The organism is Neorhizobium sp. AL 9.2.2 (assembly GCF_013317225.1).
In the GTDB taxonomy this organism is placed as follows: Bacteria; Pseudomonadota; Alphaproteobacteria; order Rhizobiales; family Rhizobiaceae; genus Neorhizobium; species Neorhizobium soli.
The window spans coordinates 683,241-699,120 of the sequence record NZ_JAALXU010000001.1 but is presented as its reverse complement, the minus strand read 5'-3'; the positions used below and the strand labels follow the sequence as shown (position 1 = coordinate 699,120).

The window sequence follows — 15,880 nt, the reverse complement described above, 5'->3', positions numbered from 1 at the left end:
GCTCAGCCCGCCGCAGCCGGTGCCGAGACCGGCAGGAGGGCGGCAAAGGCGGAGATATCGTCGAGGCAGAGATCGGCGGCAGTCGACAGCGTCTGGCGCGAACCGGTCCCGGTCAAAACCGCGACCTTGATGCCGGCGCCGGCCGCCTCGCCCATATGCATGTCGTGATTGTTGTCGCCGACCATCGCCACCTGTTCCGGTTCGAGACCGACGACCTCGCAGAATTTCAGGAACATGCCGGGTTTGGGCTTCACACCAAAACCGCTGTCATAGCCGCAGATGAAATCGACATGATCGATAAAGCCGAAACGGATCGCCGTCTGGCGGATGGCTTCCTCATTGTCGCTGGAGGCGATGCCGAGCTTCAGGCCGCGTGCCTTCAGCGCGCCGAAGAAGGCGGCGAGATCGGTGACCGGAACGGAATATTCGGCAGAGCGAACAAAGAGTGCATCGAGCTGACGGGTGAGATCTGCCACATCCATGGGGGCGCCTGCGGACACGAAACCTGCGGCGATCTCGGCGGCATTGCCGGCCGCAAGCAGGCTATCGGCACGGGTGTGGCCGGAGACGGGATCCATGCCGCCGGCTTGCAGGAGGCGCGTTTCGAGATCGGCGTCGCCGCCCGACGCGATGCGCGCCGCTTCCCGGTTCACCGGGCCCCAGCTCGCATCATAGTGCAACAGCGTGCCGTCCTTGTCGAACAGGATGCCGGCGATATGCGAGAAGTCCATATCCACGACGTCGCTTGTCGCCCCGGCCATCAGCGTGCAGCACCGGCGGCGGCTGTCTTCGGCTGAAGTCTGGCGCTGACGGTCAGCGGATTGACGTAAGGTTCGAGCGCCTTGACGGTCTTGGCCAACGCGCCGCGCATTTCGTCCATCGCGTCATGGCCGGCTTCGACCATCTTGCGGCGGGCAAGGTCGTTGATCATCAGGTAATGCACGGCCTTTGCTAGCATTTCGACATCGCGGACCATCCGGGCACCGCCCTTCTTGACGAGATGCTGGTAGGCATCGCGGAAATTGTCGATGTTCGGGCCGGACAGAACGGCAGATCCGAGCATGGCCGGCTCCAGCGGGTTCTGGCCGCCCTCGTTGGTCAACGACTTGCCGACGAAGGAGATTTCGGTCAGCCGCAGATAAAGACCCATTTCACCGATGGAGTCGCCGAGGAAGATATCGGTTTCCGGCGTGATCGTGTCGTTGCGCGAGCGGCGCGCGACGGTGAGACCTTCCGCCTTCAGCATGTCCTCGATCGCATCTGCGCGATCCGGATGACGGGGCACGAGGATGGTCAACAGGTTGCTTTTCGGCTTCAGCGCCCGATGCACGGTGGCAGCGGCCTTTTCCTCACCATCGAAGGTGGAGATCGCAGCCCAGGTCTTGCGCTCGCCGATTTCGGCCTTGTAGCGGGCCAGAAGCTCCTCGTCGCATGGCGGCGGGTCGGTGTCGGTCTTGAGGTTGCCCGACACGATGACCGGCCAGGCGCCGAGATCACGGAAACGCTCGGCATCAAGATCGGACTGGGCCACCACGAGCGCCAGCTTTTCGAACAGCGCTTCGGCGATGGTATTATGATTGTGCCAGCGCGTGAACGAGCGATCGGAGAGGCGTGCATTGACGCGGATCTGCGGGATGCGACGCCGCGCCAGCTCGGCCACCGTCGTCGGCCAGATTTCGGACTCGGCCGTAATGCACGCATCCGGCTTCCAGTAGGAGACAAAGCGCTTGATGGAGAATTTCAGATCGAACGGCACATATTGATGAATGACTTCATCGCCGAGCCTGGCATCGACCAGTGCTGCGGATGTAACGGTCCCTGTCGTCAGCAGGACATGGATCTCGCGACGGCGAAGTTCGCGGATCAGCGGCATGATCGACATGGTTTCGCCGACGCTTGCGGCATGAACCCAGACCAGCGGTCCGCGCGGGCGCGGCAGGCTGGCATAGCCGAGCCTTTCGAGACGGCGCGAGGAATCTTCCTTGCCCTTCATCGACCTGTACGTGAGGTACGGCCCGGCAAAGGGATAAAGCGCGATGCCGGCCAGACGGTATCCCGCCAGGGCCATGCGAGCCATACTGCCGCTCATCGCTTTTGCCCCCACTGCATGATGGCCGTCATCAATCCCGGTCGTCCTTCTGATATCGTATCAGTCGCCGAATTTCTGTCATGCACAAATGCGTCAAAAAGGGGTCCCGGACCCTATGTTCCAGACCTTGGCATTTCGAAACCTGGCAGATCAGGCTTGCTTCAGCGTTACTTGGGGCCTGGCTCGAGCAGGCGATGCATGTGAACGATGAAATAGCGCATCTGGGCGTTGTCGACCGTCTGCTGTGCCTTGCTGCGCCAGGCCGTCAGGGCCGTTGCATAATCGGGATAGATGCCGACGATATCCAGCGCCGCAAGATCCTTGAACTGAACCTCTTCGAGGCTCGAAAGTTCGCCACCGAAAACCAGATGCAGAAGCTGTTTCTTGTCAGTCGTCGCGGTCATGTCCATCCTGTCCCGTTTATCCTCTCCGCCCGATCCTCATCTGCGGCATTACGCCACAAAGGTCAAGCGGCCGGAAATCGCTGGATCTGCGGCAATAGCCGTTCCAGTGCATGCTCTGCGCCAGCCACCAGCATCTCGTGGCGGACCTGCCGCCGGTTGTAGGTGAGCGGGCTTCCCGCAAGGTCGGTCAACCGGCCGCCTGCGCATTCCAGGATAAGGTCGGCGGCGGCGAGATCCCAGTCATGCGAGTTGCGCTTGACGACGGTGCCATCGAGGCGTCCGTCCGCGACCATCGCCAGCCGGTAGGCGAGCGACGGGATATGCCGATGGCGTTCGACATGGCTGCGGAACGGCAGATCAAATTTCTTCACAAGGTTTTCATCGGCAGCGATCACAAGCTTATCATGATCATCCTTGGTAACAGAGATCGGCGCACCGTTGCGGATCGCCTGACCGCCCTTGACGGCAAAGAACTCCTCGCCGAGCGCCGGCGCTACCAGAACGCCCGCCACGGGTCGGCCGTGATGGACGACGGCGACCGAGACGCACCAGGTCTTTTCGCCATTGATGAAGGCGCGGGTGCCGTCGATCGGATCCACCACGAACAGCGTGTCGAGTGAAAGCCTGGCGTCGTCGTCATCCGTTTCTTCGGACAGCCAGCCGTAATTGGAACGGGCGGTCAGAAGCAGGCTCTGGAGAATGTCGTTTGCCGCAAAGTCTGCGGCACTGACGGGCGACGAGCCCTCGTTTTTCCACCAGACTTCCGGCGACTGGCCGAAATAGCCATGCGCGATCTCGCCGGCCTGACGGGCGGCATCGCGGATCAGGTCCAGATCTTCAAGCCATTGCCCTTCCGCGCCAGCCATCGGTCAGCGTCCCGCCAGCGTCATGCCTTCGATGGCGATCGTCGGAGAGGCAGTGCCGAACTTGCGGTCGATGTCGTTGGCCGGCGTCATCCGCATGAACATGTCCTTCAGATTGGAGGCGATCGTGACTTCGGAGACCGGATAGGCAAGCTCGCCATTCTCGATCCAGAAGCCGGTCGCGCCGCGCGAATACTCGCCGGTGATCATGTTGACGCCCTGGCCGATCAGTTCGGTGATGTAGAAACCGGTGCCGATCTGGCGGATCAGGTCTTCGGGCGAAATATCGCCCGGTTCCAGCGCAAGGTTCGTGGAGGCCGGGGTGACGGACGTGCCGCCGCGCACGCCGCGGCCATTGGTCGGGAACCCGATCTCGCGGCCGGTCGAGGTAGAGAGGAACCAATGGTTCAGCACGCCGTCCTCGATCATCACGAGACGCTCGCCCTTCACACCCTCGCCATCGAAGGGGCGCGAGGAAGACCCGCGCACGATCAGCGGATCATCGGTGATGTTGAGGCCTGATTTCAGAACCTGCTGGCCCATCTTGTCGCGCAGGAACGATGTCTTGCGGGCAACAGATCCGCCGTTGATGGCGCCGGCGATATGGCTGACAAAGCCGCGCGCGATGCGCGGATCGAAGACGACGGTGACATTGCTGCCGGTATCGACCTGGCGCGGATTGATGCGCTTGACCACCCGCTCGCCGGCACGCCGGCCGATCAGCTTCGGATCGTCGAGATCGGCTGCAAACAGACGGCTGTCGAAATCGTAGTCGCGCTCCATCTTCGTGCCCTCGCCGGCGATGACGCTGACGGAGCGGCCGAAGCGGCTGGCCATATAGGCGCCGGAAAATCCGTGCGAAGTAACGAGAACCATTCCGCCCATGCCGGCAGAGGCGCCGGATCCCGACGAATTGGTGACGCCTGCGACATCGAGGGCCGCCTGTTCCATCTCGAGCGCCACGTCGCGCATCGTATCGGCGGAGACTTCGGTCGGATCGAACAGGTCGAGATCGGGGTAATCTCTCGCAAGGTCCTTTTCATCCGCGAGGCAGGCGAAGGGATCCTCGGGCGAGACCTTTGCCATGGCGACTGCGCGTTCGGCCAGCACTTTCAGATCGAAACCCGGATTGGCGGAAACGCTTGCAACCTTGTTGCCGACGAAGACACGCAGCGAGAAATCGTCGCTTTCCGAGGATTCGGTTCCTTCCACCTTTCCGAGCCGGACGCTGACCGAACTGGAGCGGGAGCGGACGACCACCGCATCCGCCTTGTCGGCGCCCGCCGCCTTGGCCAGATCGATCAGTTCGCCGGCACGCGCCAGAAGGGAGGCGGAATCGATTTGCGAGGTCATGTTTGCAAGCCTTTCGTTTGCACCCCATTTATTGTGCACCGACCAAAGCATCAAGGGCAGCGCTCCGATTCCCCGGTTGACCTTCCGCATTCCCGACCCGAAAGTGCCCCATGACTGCAAACGGCTCCCACTTTACCGAAATGTTGATGCTGCTTGCCGGTGCGGTGATCGCCGCCCCGCTGTTTCGCAGGCTCGGTCTTGGCACCGTGCTTGGATATCTCGCGGCCGGCATCCTGATCGGTCCGGTGCTGCAACAGGTGACCGATACGCAGGAAGTGCTGCATGTCGCCGAATTCGGCGTCGTGTTCCTGCTCTTCGTCATCGGGCTGGAGCTGAAACCCTCGCGCCTGTGGCAGATGCGGGCCGATGTGTTCGGGCTTGGGCCGGCGCAGGTGGTGATATCGGGTGGCATCCTGAGCGGGTTCGCCTACCTGTCGGAAATGGCGGACTGGCGCGGCAGCCTGATGATCGGCTTCGGGCTTGCCCTGTCGTCCACCGCCTTTGCGCTGCAGATCCTCAATGACACAGGTGAGATGAACAGCCGCTACGGCCAGCGCTCCTTCTCCGTTCTCTTGTTCCAGGATCTCGCGATCGTGCCGCTTCTGGCGTTGATCACAATCCTGGCACCCGGCACGAGCGAGGCTGCCGCCACCCCGATGCTGGACTTTGCAATCGCTGTCGCTGCCGTGGGCGCCATGGTGATTGCCGGCAAGTACCTGCTGACACCGATGTTCCAGATCATTGCCAGCAGCGGTGCCCGCGAGGTGATGATTGCCGCCGCCCTTCTCGTCGTGCTCGGTTCGGCGGCTGCGATGCAGGCCGTCGGTCTGTCGATGGCGATGGGTGCTTTCCTCTCCGGCGTCATGCTGGCGGAATCCTCCTATCGGCACGAGCTGGAAGCGGATATCGAGCCCTTCCGCGGCCTGCTTCTGGCGCTGTTCTTCGTCGCTGTCGGGCTTTCGCTCGAAGTCCAGGTGATCTTCGAAAACCTTGCCTTCCTGATCCCGGCCGTTGCCGTGTTCATGGGTGTGAAGGCGGCCGTGGTCTACGCTCTCTCGCGCCTGTGGGGTTCGCCGCCCAATGACGCCCTGAAGATCGCGTTCCTGTTGCCGCAGGGTGGCGAATTCGGCTTCGTGCTGTTTACCACCGCGACCGCGGCGGGCCTCCTCTCTTCCGCCACCGCTTCGCTTCTGATTGCCGGCGTGACGCTGTCGATGGCGCTGACGCCGCTTGGCTCGGCGCTTGCTAGGCGCCTGCAGAAGAGCGAGACGCGCGAACATCTGGAGGAGGATTTCGAAGGCGCCGGAGCCGATGTGCTGATGATCGGCTTTTCCCGTTTCGGCCAGATCGCGGCGCAGATCCTGCTTGCCGGCGGCAGTTCCGTGACTGTCATTGACGACAGTCCCGAGCGTATCCGGCAGGCGGCGAATTTCGGCTTCCGGATCTATTTCGGCGATGGTGCGCGCAAGGACGTTCTGATCGCGTCCGGTATCGAGAAGACGAAGATCGTTGTGGTCGCGACGCAGAAACGGGAAACGACGGACCGGATCGTCGACCTGATTGCGTCGGAATTTCCCGATGTGCGCCTGTTCGTTCGGTCCTACGACCGGGTTCATTCGCTGGCGCTACGCGAAAAGAACGTCGAATACGAGTTGCGCGAAACGCTGGAGTCCGGGCTGCTGTTCGGGCGACGGACGCTGGAAGCGCTCGGCATGAGCGAGGCTGCCGCCTCCGAGATCGGCGACGACATCCGCCGTCGCGACGAGGAACGGCTGCAGGTTCAGGCCGTGCAGGGTTTGGGCGCCGGCCGCGAGATGCTGTTCAACAGTCCCGTTCGCCCCGAGCCGCTGATCAAGCCGAAACGCACCGGCAAAGGCCCGGAGGAAAAGGCTTCCGGTGTTTCGATCGGCAAGTGGTGATCAGGCAGGCCTTTCAAGAGCCTCGATCGCCCGCTTCAACTCGTCTCTTGTGCCTTCTGAGGCTTCGAGGATGTCGCGCGCCTTGTAGAAATCCATCACGCCGAAGCGATTGACGCTGGGACGCAGGAAGATGTGCGGCGGATTGAGTTTCAGCTTGAGGGCAATGCTGGCCTGCATGGTGAGCTGGCTTGCCCCGAACAGGCTGTCGAAGCGGTTGGGTGGATGCAGGCCATCGCCTTCCGGCGCGCCGACCACGTCGATGCCGATCACAACGTCGGCGAGATCCATCAACTGCTCGTAAGGGACGGGATTGAAGACGCCGCCATCGATCATGATGCGGTTGTTGACCCTGACCGGCATGAACAGGCCGGGAATGGCGGCAGAGGCGGCAATCGCCTTGCGCAGATTGCCCGTCTCGAGGATCACCTCCGCCTGGCCATAATAATCGGTGGCGGAGATCTTCAAGGGTATGACGAGATCGGCGAAATCCTGGGGGATCTGGCTCGGCAGGAAGGCCTCGAGGATCGGCTCCAGATTGAAGTGACCGAAGCGAAATCCGCCGAGTGCATCCCGCATCGTCGACGGGCCGAGACCCCAGAGCCGGTTCACCAGCGAGCCGCGGTTGCCGACGGTCTCGACGGTATAGTCGCGGATCTCGCGGCCCGACATGCCCGATGCCATGGCGGCACCCATGATCGCGCCGATCGAAGAGCCGGAAATTGCTACCGGCCGGATGCCGAGTTCGTCCAGCGCTTCAATGACATGGATATGGGAAATGCCGCGGGCGCCGCCGCCGCCGAAGGCGACCGCATAGCGCAGATCGCCCTTCTTGCCGCCAGGGCGATCCGCAGTCTCATGATCAGCAAGGGTCAGCCTCGTGTTCATGGATCGCCTCCCGCCTTTGCTCAGGCCGGCTCGTAGCGGAAGAAATCCATCCGCGTATCGCCGAATGTTCGGCTTTCGAGCAGCTTGTAGGCCGGATCGACTTCAACCGTCACATCGGCGCGTTCTTCGAGAATCGCGAGTGCGCCGGGCACCAGCCAGCCGCCGACATGGGCGGCAAACAGAGCCCCCTCACCCAGCTTCTGACCATAAGGCGGATCGGCGAAGAGGAAGTTGTAGGGTTCCAGCGTACCGACCGGGCCGAGCTTGGTGGCATCGCGGCGCAGGATGCGGGCGCGGCCATGCAGGCCGAAAGCGTCGATGTTCTCCCACAGGAGACCGCGACCTTCGACACCGTTTTCGACGAACAGCGCATGACGACAGCCGCGCGAGACGGCTTCCAGTCCGACGGCACCGGTGCCGGCGAAAAGATCGATCACCCGCGTGCCATCCAGCGCCTGCGGATAGACATGGCCGATGATGTTGAACAGGCTTTCGCGCGTCCGGTCGATGGTCGGCCGGATCGCGCTGGTTTTCGGCGTGGCGAGCGTGCGGCCGCGGAATTCACCCCCTACGATGCGCACGGATCAGCCTCTCGGGGTCCGCGGTTTTCCACCTGGGCCGCCTGATCGAGCGCCAGCCGGACGTCCGCCGGGCTTGCCACCCGAGGGGCGGCCACCCGAAGGCTTGCCACCGGACGGCTTACCGCCAAAGCTTGGCTTACCACCGCTCGGCTTGCCACCGAAGGATTTGCCGGCAGGCCGTGCACCTCTGGGCTTATCGCCGAACGCGGGCTTGTCACCGAACGGACGATCCGAGCGCGGACGATCGGGACGACCTTCTCCAGCACTGAACGAGCGTGCGGGACGATCACCATCCTCGCGCGGGCGACTGTCGCCCGTTGGCCGGTCACGTGTTGGGCGGTCACCCGTCGGGCGGTCACCACGCGCAGGCCTGTCACCATAAGGGCGATCCGAGCGCGGACGATCGGAGCGGCCTTCTCCGGCGTTGAACGCACGGGCGGGACGGTCACCATCCTGACGCGGGCGACGGTCGCCGCTTGGGCGGTCACCTGTCGGACGATCTCCACGGGAGGGACGATCACCGAACGAACGCTCGCCACGGGGCTTGTCGCCATAGGGACGATCGCCGCTTTCGCGTGGCTTGCGGTCGCCGAAGGAGCGCTCGCCTCTCGGGCTGTCACCGCGGGGGCTATCGCTGCGGGGTCTGTCGCTTCTCGGCTTGTCGCCACGGGGTTTGTCACCGCGGGGTTTGTCACCGAAGGAACGCTTGGCGCCGAATTCGCCCTTTTCCGGCTCCGGCGGAGAATCCGCACGGATCCAGTCGGCGTCGTCATCGGCGCGCTTCACGATCACGCGGCGGTCATTTTCCGGCACCTGTTTCCTGAACAGCTGCTCTGCCTGGGCACGAGCGGAAACCGCCCGGACGCTGCCGTCGGCGTTTGGACGCGCACCCGGCGCCATCCAGACATTGGCGGTGCGGCTGGTGCCCATCGGCGGACGCTTCTTCGGCTTTTCGTCGCCGAGATCACGGTCGTTGGACTTGAAGCCCGGCTTTGCGCCGAACTTGCCCTCGGGCTTGCCGCCGAATTTGCCGGCCGGCTTGTCGGAGAATTTGCGTTCGGTCGCCTTGGTATCGAGACGGCCGAGCGAGCGTTCGCGTCTGTCCTCGTCGCGAGGACGTGCCGGGCGGTCCGCCGGGCTCGACCATTCGGAGCGGGAGGAGCGCGCCGGCTTCTCGTCTTCAGAGGCAGCAGGCGTTTCGTTGTAGATCGGCGCGTCGAAATTCGCCTTCGCTTCTTCGATCAGGCGCGGACCGAGCTGGTCGCGCAGCGTGCGGCCGCGCACTTCCATGACCTCGCCTTCCGGCAGGTCACCGAGCTGGAACGGGCCGTAGGAGATACGGATCAGGCGGTTAACTTCAAGGCCGAGCGCGCCGAGGACGTTCTTGATCTCGCGGTTCTTGCCTTCGCGAAGACCCATGGTGATCCAGACGTTGCGGCCCTGCGAACGGTCGAGCGTGGCTTCGATCGAGCCGTAGAGAACGCCATCGACGGCAATGCCGTCCTTCAGCTTGTCGAGCGCTTCCTGATCCACCTCGCCATGGGCGCGGACGCGGTAGCGACGCAGCCAGCCGGTGGTCGGAAGTTCCAGCACGCGCGACAGACCGCCGTCGTTGGTCAGAAGCAGCAGGCCTTCGGTATTGATGTCGAGACGGCCGATGGAGAGAACCCGCGGCAGTTCGCCGGGCAGGTTTTCAAACACGGTCGGACGTCCTTCCGGATCGGAATTCGTCGTCACCAGGCCGCCGGGCTTGTGGTAGAGCCACAGGCGCGTGCGCTCGACACCGCGGATCGGCACGCCATCCACCTCGATCGCATCGTCGAAGGTGACGTTGACGACAGGCGTATCGAGAACCTTGCCGTTGAGCGACACACGGCCATCCATGATCATCCGCTCGATATCGCGGCGGGACGCCACGCCGACGCGGGCAAGGATCTTGGAAATGCGCTCGGGCTTGCCATCCGACGCTGCCGTTTCGGCAGAGGCTGCCTGACGGCGCATCGGCTTTGCCGGCTTGTCGGCGGCAGCGTTTTCGCCACGGGGCTTTTCAGCGCGCGGCGCAACGGAGCGCGGACGTTCTGAGCGGGGCGCGTCGGAACCGGGCTTTGCGGGCGCCCGTTTCTTGAAGCCCGTCCCCGTCTTTGTCTTGCCGGCTGCAGCATCTGCAGATTTCGGCTTGATCTCGCGGATGAAGGTTTTGGCTTCGCCGCGCTTCGGCTTGTCTTTTGAAGTCATTTGTTGTTTGCCTGAAGCATGATGTCTACGGAAACGAACCGGACATTCGTGTTCGTGGATGGTGATGAAACACGCGCACAGCGCGCTTCGTGTTGAATGCTTCCTACCAGTTCATGCGAGCCGGGTTAAGAGGAAATCGCGGAAATGCCCAAGAGCGACGGTTTCATGGATGCCGCACTCACAGAAGCCAGGCTTGCAGCGGCACAGGGCGAAGTTCCCGTGGGTGCCGTGCTGGTCATGGACGGCGAGATTATCGCCAGATCCGGCAACCTGACCCGCACCAAGAACGACGTGACGGCGCATGCCGAGATTGCGGTTATGCGGGCTGCGGCCGGGGTTCTCGGCCAGGAACGGCTTAGTGGTGCCGATCTTTACGTGACGCTGGAACCATGCACCATGTGTGCGGCGGCGATTTCGTTCGCGCGAATTCGCCGGCTGTATTACGGCGCGGGAGATCCGAAGGGTGGCGCTGTCGAAAATGGCGTGCGCTTCTTTTCGCAGCCGAGCTGCCATCATGCGCCGGATGTCTATTCCGGGCTCGGAGAGCGGGAAGCCGCCGACATTCTGACAGGCTTCTTTCGCTCACGCCGGGATTAAGCAAGACAAAAGGTCTTACTGGAAGGGCTTCCACCAGCTGCTGTTCGACGCCTGGGTTGCGCTCTGCGCTTCCTTCTTGCGACGGCGCTCCTTCTCGTTCTCGGGTTCTCCGAGATCCTGAAGCGTTGCGGCATCGGCGGCACGGAATTCAGCCGGCGGCTCGGACAGCGAACGGCGGCGCGAGCCCATGTTGACCGTTTCGACATCCTGCTTGGCCTTGCGGAAGGCTTCCCATTTTTCCGTTTCGGTCATCTGACCACCCTGGCCACGACCGGCCATCAGCGGCGAACGGTAATTGTTGTTGCCTTCGTTTTCCTTGGCTTCCAGACGCAGGCGCGCACGGGTCTCTTCCGGAGATTCAACCCAGTTCGGGTTGCTTTCGCGGTTGGCGAGCGACTGCTGGGGTGCAGGAAGACTGCTCTGACCCTTGCCGGCAACGACCAGCGTCGGGCGGGGATTGTAGCGCAGCTTTTCTTTTTCTTCATCGCGGGCGCTGCCGAGAGCGACAGCTGCTCCAAGATCGTCGCCGAGCTGGGCCATTGCCGTCTTGTCGGTGCCATAGGTCGGGCCGCCCATGCAGCCGGAAAGAGACACGGTTGCAGCCAGCATGCCAACCGCACCGATCGCGGCACGAAACGCATAAGTCGTTTTCATCAAACCCCTACCATCGGCGCCCGTCCTGACGCCTTCAAAACCGGAAGTCATCTCGTGCCGGAACATTCCGGCCAATTTCAGGCAGGAATACCGGATGACGCGGCCAAGCGCAATCATCCGGTAATCTGCAAGCCATCAGAGCCGGCCAAGCTTGGCCAGTTCTGTCAATGCAGCCGCATCGCGGGCCGAAACATCCGGCCAGGCGGGATCGGACCCGACATCCGTCGTCACCCGCCACGAGCGGGCGCATTTGACGCCGTCAGCAGGCTTCGGCTCAACCGACACGCCCGAGACTTCCGCAAGACGGAACGCCGTCTGCGGGCCTTCGTCTGCCACGATCGTGATGGCGGATGTGATGCAGGTTTCTTCGAAATCCAGCCCGTCCAGCGCCTTCAGAAGCTCGGCATCGGCGACATGGACGACGGGTGCGGCTTCAAGCGACGAACCGATGCGCTTGTCCTTGCGCTCGATTTCGAGCGCGCCTGTGACGACCGAGCGAACCTTGCGGATCTTTGCCCATTTCTCGGCAACCGCATCGTTCTTCCACTCGGCCGGCACATCCGGGAACTGTTCCAGATGCACGGAGACGGCATCGGGCTTCAGGGACAGCCATGCCTCTTCCGTGGTGAAAGGCAGCATGGGTGCGAGCCATGTGACTGTGCATTCGAAGATCTTGCGGATGACCGCAAGCGAGGCGCGACGGCGCAACGCCGACGGGGCGTCGCAATAGAGCGCATCCTTGCGGATGTCGAAGTAGAAGGCCGACAGTTCGATATTGCTAAAATCGATCAGTGCGCGGGCGATCTTCTTGAATTCGAACGCATCGTAACCGGTGCGCACGACTTCATCGAGCTCGGACAGGCGGTGCAGCATCAGCTTTTCGAGCTCCGGCAGCTCGGCATAAGCGATCTCTTCGCCATCGTCGTGGGCCAGCGTGCCGAGCATCCAGCGGATGGTGTTGCGCAGCTTGCGATAGGCATCGACATTGGTCTGGATGATCGTCTTGCCGAGGCGCTGGTCTTCCCAGTAGTCGGTGGTCATGACCCACAGGCGCAGGATATCGGCGCCGGCATCCTTCATGACATCCTGCGGTGCCACGACATTGCCGAGCGACTTCGACATTTTCTGGCCCTTCTCATCCATGGTGAAACCATGGGTGACGACCGTGTCATAGGGCGCGCGGCCGCGGGTGGCGGCCGATTCCAGAAGCGACGAATGGAACCAGCCGCGATGCTGGTCGGAGCCTTCGAGATAGACGTCGGCCGGCCATTTCAGGTCCGGACGGTCTTCGAGGGTAAACGTGTGCGTCGAGCCTGAATCGAACCAGACGTCGAGGATATCCATGACCTGCGTCCACTTGGCGCCGTCATGGGCATTGCCGAGGAAGCGTTCCTTGGCGCCTTCGGCAAACCAGGCATCGGCCCCTTCGGCGTCGAAGGCTTCCAGGATGCGGGCATTGACCTCTTCATCCTGCAGGACATTGCCTTCCTCATCGGCAAACACGCAGATCGGGACGCCCCAGGCGCGCTGGCGCGACAGGACCCAATCCGGGCGCTGCTCGATCATGGCGCGCAGGCGGTTCTGGCCGGCGGCGGGCACGAAGCGGGTATCGTCGATGGCGGTCAGCGCACGGGTGCGAAGCGTCGTTCCGTCCGCGAGGTCCTTGTCCATATAGACGAACCACTGCGGCGTATTGCGGAAGATGATCGGCTTCTTGGAGCGCCACGAATGCGGATAGGAGTGCTTCAGGCGGCCACGGGCAAACAGCGCGTTGCGTTCGATCAGCGCCTTGATGACGCGATCGTTGGCATCGCCCTTCTTGCCGTTGTCATCCATGACGCGAGCACCCTCGAAACCGGGGGCGTCGGTCGTGTAGGTGCCGCTATCATCGACCGGGAACGGGATGCGCGGATCGATGCCGCGGGCTTCGAGTTCCTTGACGCTGGACATCCAGGCCTCGAAATCCTCGCGGCCGTGGGACGGCGCGGTGTGGACGAAACCGGTACCGGCGTCATCGGTGACATGGTCGCCGGCGAGGAGTGGGACGGTGAAGTCGTAGCCGAGATCCTTGAGGGGATGCGCGCAGGTGATGCCAGCCAATTCGTCGGCGGAGACGCCCCGCAGACGGTTGAAGGCGAGCTTTGCCTTAGCTGCGGATTCGTCCGCCAGGCTGTCTGCAAAGATCAGTTTCTCGCCCGGCTGCGGGCCAAAATCATTGGCAGCTTCGGTGACTTCGTAGAGGCCATAGGAGACCTTCGGCGAATAGGCGATGGCGCGGTTGCCCGGGATGGTCCACGGCGTCGTCGTCCAGATGACCACATGGGCGTCAGCCAGTTCTGCCGAGCCACTGTTCACCGGGAACTTCACCCAGATCGTGTCGCTCTCGTAGTCGTGGTATTCGACCTCGGCTTCCGCCAGCGCCGTGCGCTCGACAACCGACCACATGATGGGCTTCGAGCCGCGATAGAGCTGGCCGCTCATGGCGATCTTCAGGAGCTCGCCGGCGATGCGGCTTTCCGAGTGGAAATCCATGGTCAGGTAGGGTTTGTCGAAATCGCCGACGATGCCGAGGCGCTTGAATTCTTCGGCCTGGATCGCGATCCACTTCTGCGCATAGGCGCGGCATTCCTTGCGGAATTCGATCATCGCGTCCGGCTGTTTCAGGTCGGGCTTGGCCTTGCCCTTGGCGCGGTAATTCTCTTCCTCGATCTTCCACTCGATCGGCAGACCGTGGCAATCCCAGCCGGGAACGTAGTTCGCATCATAGCCGCGCATCTGGAACGAGCGGGTGATGACGTCCTTGAGGATCTTGTTGAGCGCATGGCCGATATGGATGTTGCCGTTGGCATAGGGAGGGCCATCGTGCAGCACGAACTTTTCGCGGCCGGCGGCAGAGGCGCGCAGCTTCTTGTAGAGATCCATCTCGCGCCAGCGCGCAACGGTTTCCGGCTCTTTCTGCGGCAGGCCCGCGCGCATCGGAAACTCGGTCTCGGGCAGATAGAGGGTCTTCGAGTAATCGAGCTTTTCAGTCACTGTATCGGTCATATTGGCTATCGTCTCTGGCGCCGGGACACGGGCGCATGCGGATGAATTCGGTGGCAGAAGCGCCCTTGTAAGCGCCGAAAACCCGGACCCTCCGGCCGACTGTTCAAGCCGCGCGGAAGGCCGGGCCGATAATTCGTATGAACATCGCGGCCATGATCCTGGCCCGCCGGAAATCTGTCATGGGGGCGGTTATTACGGTGTTTTTCGGGTGAAAGGAAGGGGCAAAACCGAGATGGTTGATGGACCCCTGCCCGCCCTTGGATTACAACTGACTATCTGACCAGTTGGAGGATGATATGCCGGAAAGACGTCAGGAAAACATCTGGAAGCTCGAAGATGCCAAGGCACGGTTTTCCGAGGTGGTGCGGCGCGCCCGCAATGAAGGCCCGCAGCATGTGACGGTGCGCGGCAAGGACAGCGTCGTCGTGATCAGCAGCGAAGAGCTGGAACGGTTGAGCAGGCCGGCGCCCAAGACATCGCTGATCGATTTCTTGGAAGGGCTGGGGCTGGAGGATCTCAATCTCGACCGGGATGCAGACCGCGGACGGGACGTGGAGCTGTGATAGGCTGGCTTCTCGACACCAACGTCATTTCCGCCCTGATCAACCAGAACGGTGCGCCTTCCGTCAAACGCTGGGCGGCAGACCAGGATGAAGATCGGCTGTTTATCAGCGTTCTGACGCTCGCCGAATACGACAAGGGAATTGCGAACCTGCCCGAAGACGACGCCAATCGCTACCGCTATAAAGCCGCCACCGACGCACTGGAAGCGCGGTTCAGTGGCCGTATCCTGTCAGTGACCGATGCTATCGTACGCCGGTGGGGCGAGATTTCGGGACGCGTGAAGCGAGCCACCGGTCACGCGCCGCCTGTCATCGACACGCTGTTTGCGGCGACCGCGATCGAGCACGATCTCTATCTCGTCACCCGCAACGTGAAGGACTTCCGCATGTCGGGCGCAGCGATCTTCGATCCCTGGCAGGACGATGTCGCGCTGTTTCCGTTGAGCGACCGTTAATCCTTCGGGTTCGCCTTCATCACCGCCACCAACGCATCGTTGATGCGGTCCTGCCAGCCGGGGCCGTCGTCCTGGAAATATTCGATCACGGCGCTGTCGAGCTTCAGGGACACGAGTTCCTTTGCCTGCGGAGCGGCGCGTCGTTCCACTGCTGGAGCAGCGGGTTTCTTGACCTGCTTAAACAGCGCTTCGGCCGCTTCCATCGGGTTTACGGGCCTGCGGGGTGGGGTTGCCATG

Annotated in this window: 15 protein-coding genes; 4 read left to right on the top strand and 11 right to left on the bottom strand. The window is 62.6% G+C overall.

All coding sequences use genetic code 11. From position 1 onward, the window contains the following. Positions 1-2: 2 nt before the first annotated feature. The 5 genes from G6K99_RS03320 to G6K99_RS03300 form a co-directional block, all read right to left on the bottom strand. A complete protein-coding gene (locus G6K99_RS03320; RefSeq protein ID WP_244631348.1) occupies positions 3-761 on the bottom strand; it encodes an HAD family hydrolase in 759 nt (252 codons plus the stop codon). Then, positions 761-2,089: a lipid IV(A) 3-deoxy-D-manno-octulosonic acid transferase gene (waaA, locus tag G6K99_RS03315; RefSeq protein WP_174195708.1), complete on the bottom strand. Its 1,329-nt coding sequence runs from the start codon at positions 2,087-2,089 to the stop codon at positions 761-763. The genes G6K99_RS03320 and waaA overlap by 1 nt, the downstream gene beginning before the upstream one ends. Before the next feature lie 167 nt (positions 2,090-2,256). Further along, the gene (locus G6K99_RS03310; protein WP_062454846.1) at positions 2,257-2,493 is read right to left on the bottom strand and encodes a DUF4170 domain-containing protein; all 237 of its coding nucleotides are present in this window, start codon (positions 2,491-2,493) and stop codon (positions 2,257-2,259) included. Between the two features lie 62 nt (positions 2,494-2,555). Then, positions 2,556-3,359: a 3'(2'),5'-bisphosphate nucleotidase CysQ gene (locus G6K99_RS03305; protein ID WP_174195707.1), complete on the bottom strand. Its 804-nt coding sequence runs from the start codon at positions 3,357-3,359 to the stop codon at positions 2,556-2,558. Between the two features lie 3 nt (positions 3,360-3,362). After that, entirely contained in the window at positions 3,363-4,709 is a 1,347-nt protein-coding gene (locus G6K99_RS03300; RefSeq protein ID WP_174195706.1) for a TldD/PmbA family protein, read from the bottom strand. A 110-nt stretch (positions 4,710-4,819) separates the two neighbouring features. Here G6K99_RS03300 and G6K99_RS03295 point away from each other — a divergent pair, with 110 nt between their 5' ends. Then, positions 4,820-6,628, top strand: coding sequence for a monovalent cation:proton antiporter-2 (CPA2) family protein (locus tag G6K99_RS03295; RefSeq protein ID WP_174195705.1), 1,809 nt, complete (start codon positions 4,820-4,822; stop codon positions 6,626-6,628). Here the strand turns inward: G6K99_RS03295 and G6K99_RS03290 are convergent, their stop codons facing one another. Genes G6K99_RS03290 through G6K99_RS03280 form a run of 3 tightly spaced genes read right to left on the bottom strand, consistent with a single transcriptional unit; the run spans position 6,629 to position 10,329 of the window. After that, a complete protein-coding gene (locus tag G6K99_RS03290) occupies positions 6,629-7,513 on the bottom strand; it encodes a patatin-like phospholipase family protein (RefSeq protein WP_174195704.1) in 885 nt (294 codons plus the stop codon). It abuts the gene before it with no gap. Between the two features lie 20 nt (positions 7,514-7,533). Beyond that, entirely contained in the window at positions 7,534-8,094 is a 561-nt protein-coding gene (gene rsmD / locus G6K99_RS03285) for a 16S rRNA (guanine(966)-N(2))-methyltransferase RsmD (protein WP_113109555.1), read from the bottom strand. Positions 8,095-8,097: 3 nt separating this feature from the next. After that, on the bottom strand, positions 8,098-10,329 hold the full coding sequence (locus tag G6K99_RS03280) for a pseudouridine synthase (protein WP_174195703.1): 2,232 nt from the start codon (positions 10,327-10,329) through the stop codon (positions 8,098-8,100). Positions 10,330-10,473: 144 nt separating this feature from the next. Here G6K99_RS03280 and G6K99_RS03275 point away from each other — a divergent pair, with 144 nt between their 5' ends. Beyond that, positions 10,474-10,926, top strand: coding sequence for a nucleoside deaminase (locus tag G6K99_RS03275; protein WP_174195702.1), 453 nt, complete (start codon positions 10,474-10,476; stop codon positions 10,924-10,926). A gap of 15 nt (positions 10,927-10,941) precedes the next feature. On the opposite strand, the gene G6K99_RS03270 is transcribed toward G6K99_RS03275, so the two are convergent. Together G6K99_RS03270 and ileS are read right to left on the bottom strand one after the other, a co-directional pair. After that, the gene (locus G6K99_RS03270; protein ID WP_092662408.1) at positions 10,942-11,580 is read right to left on the bottom strand and encodes a hypothetical protein; all 639 of its coding nucleotides are present in this window, start codon (positions 11,578-11,580) and stop codon (positions 10,942-10,944) included. Between the two features lie 135 nt (positions 11,581-11,715). After that, a complete protein-coding gene (ileS, locus tag G6K99_RS03265) occupies positions 11,716-14,625 on the bottom strand; it encodes an isoleucine--tRNA ligase (RefSeq protein WP_174195701.1) in 2,910 nt (969 codons plus the stop codon). 296 nt (positions 14,626-14,921) lie between these two features. Between ileS and G6K99_RS03260 the strand changes: the two genes are divergently transcribed. After that, positions 14,922-15,188 carry a type II toxin-antitoxin system Phd/YefM family antitoxin gene (locus tag G6K99_RS03260; protein ID WP_174195700.1) on the top strand — a complete coding sequence of 89 codons (267 nt, stop codon included), beginning with the start codon at positions 14,922-14,924 and terminating at the stop codon, positions 15,186-15,188. Then, the gene (locus tag G6K99_RS03255) at positions 15,185-15,643 is read left to right on the top strand and encodes a PIN domain-containing protein (protein ID WP_174195699.1); all 459 of its coding nucleotides are present in this window, start codon (positions 15,185-15,187) and stop codon (positions 15,641-15,643) included. The genes G6K99_RS03260 and G6K99_RS03255 overlap by 4 nt, the downstream gene beginning before the upstream one ends. Here G6K99_RS03255 and G6K99_RS03250 read toward each other — a convergent pair. After that, positions 15,640-15,879: a BrnA antitoxin family protein gene (locus G6K99_RS03250; protein ID WP_174195698.1), complete on the bottom strand. Its 240-nt coding sequence runs from the start codon at positions 15,877-15,879 to the stop codon at positions 15,640-15,642. The genes G6K99_RS03255 and G6K99_RS03250 overlap by 4 nt on opposite strands. Position 15,880: the final 1 nt, after the last annotated feature.

What these genes read in the sequence shown, in the direction of transcription:
- G6K99_RS03320 (WP_244631348.1), bottom strand. Translation starts at nt 761, where the DNA reads ATGGCCGGGGCGACAAGCGACGTCGTGGATATGGACTTCTCGCATATC.
- waaA (WP_174195708.1), bottom strand. Translation starts at nt 2,089, where the DNA reads ATGAGCGGCAGTATGGCTCGCATGGCCCTGGCGGGATACCGTCTGGCC.
- G6K99_RS03310 (WP_062454846.1), bottom strand. Translation starts at nt 2,493, where the DNA reads ATGACCGCGACGACTGACAAGAAACAGCTTCTGCATCTGGTTTTCGGT.
- G6K99_RS03305 (WP_174195707.1), bottom strand. Translation starts at nt 3,359, where the DNA reads ATGGCTGGCGCGGAAGGGCAATGGCTTGAAGATCTGGACCTGATCCGC.
- G6K99_RS03300 (WP_174195706.1), bottom strand. Translation starts at nt 4,709, where the DNA reads ATGACCTCGCAAATCGATTCCGCCTCCCTTCTGGCGCGTGCCGGCGAA.
- G6K99_RS03295 (WP_174195705.1), top strand. Translation starts at nt 4,820, where the DNA reads ATGACTGCAAACGGCTCCCACTTTACCGAAATGTTGATGCTGCTTGCC.
- G6K99_RS03290 (WP_174195704.1), bottom strand. Translation starts at nt 7,513, where the DNA reads ATGAACACGAGGCTGACCCTTGCTGATCATGAGACTGCGGATCGCCCT.
- G6K99_RS03280 (WP_174195703.1), bottom strand. Translation starts at nt 10,329, where the DNA reads ATGACTTCAAAAGACAAGCCGAAGCGCGGCGAAGCCAAAACCTTCATC.
- G6K99_RS03275 (WP_174195702.1), top strand. Translation starts at nt 10,474, where the DNA reads ATGCCCAAGAGCGACGGTTTCATGGATGCCGCACTCACAGAAGCCAGG.
- G6K99_RS03270 (WP_092662408.1), bottom strand. Translation starts at nt 11,580, where the DNA reads ATGAAAACGACTTATGCGTTTCGTGCCGCGATCGGTGCGGTTGGCATG.
- ileS (WP_174195701.1), bottom strand. Translation starts at nt 14,625, where the DNA reads ATGACCGATACAGTGACTGAAAAGCTCGATTACTCGAAGACCCTCTAT.
- G6K99_RS03260 (WP_174195700.1), top strand. Translation starts at nt 14,922, where the DNA reads ATGCCGGAAAGACGTCAGGAAAACATCTGGAAGCTCGAAGATGCCAAG.
- G6K99_RS03250 (WP_174195698.1), bottom strand. Translation starts at nt 15,879, where the DNA reads ATGGCAACCCCACCCCGCAGGCCCGTAAACCCGATGGAAGCGGCCGAA.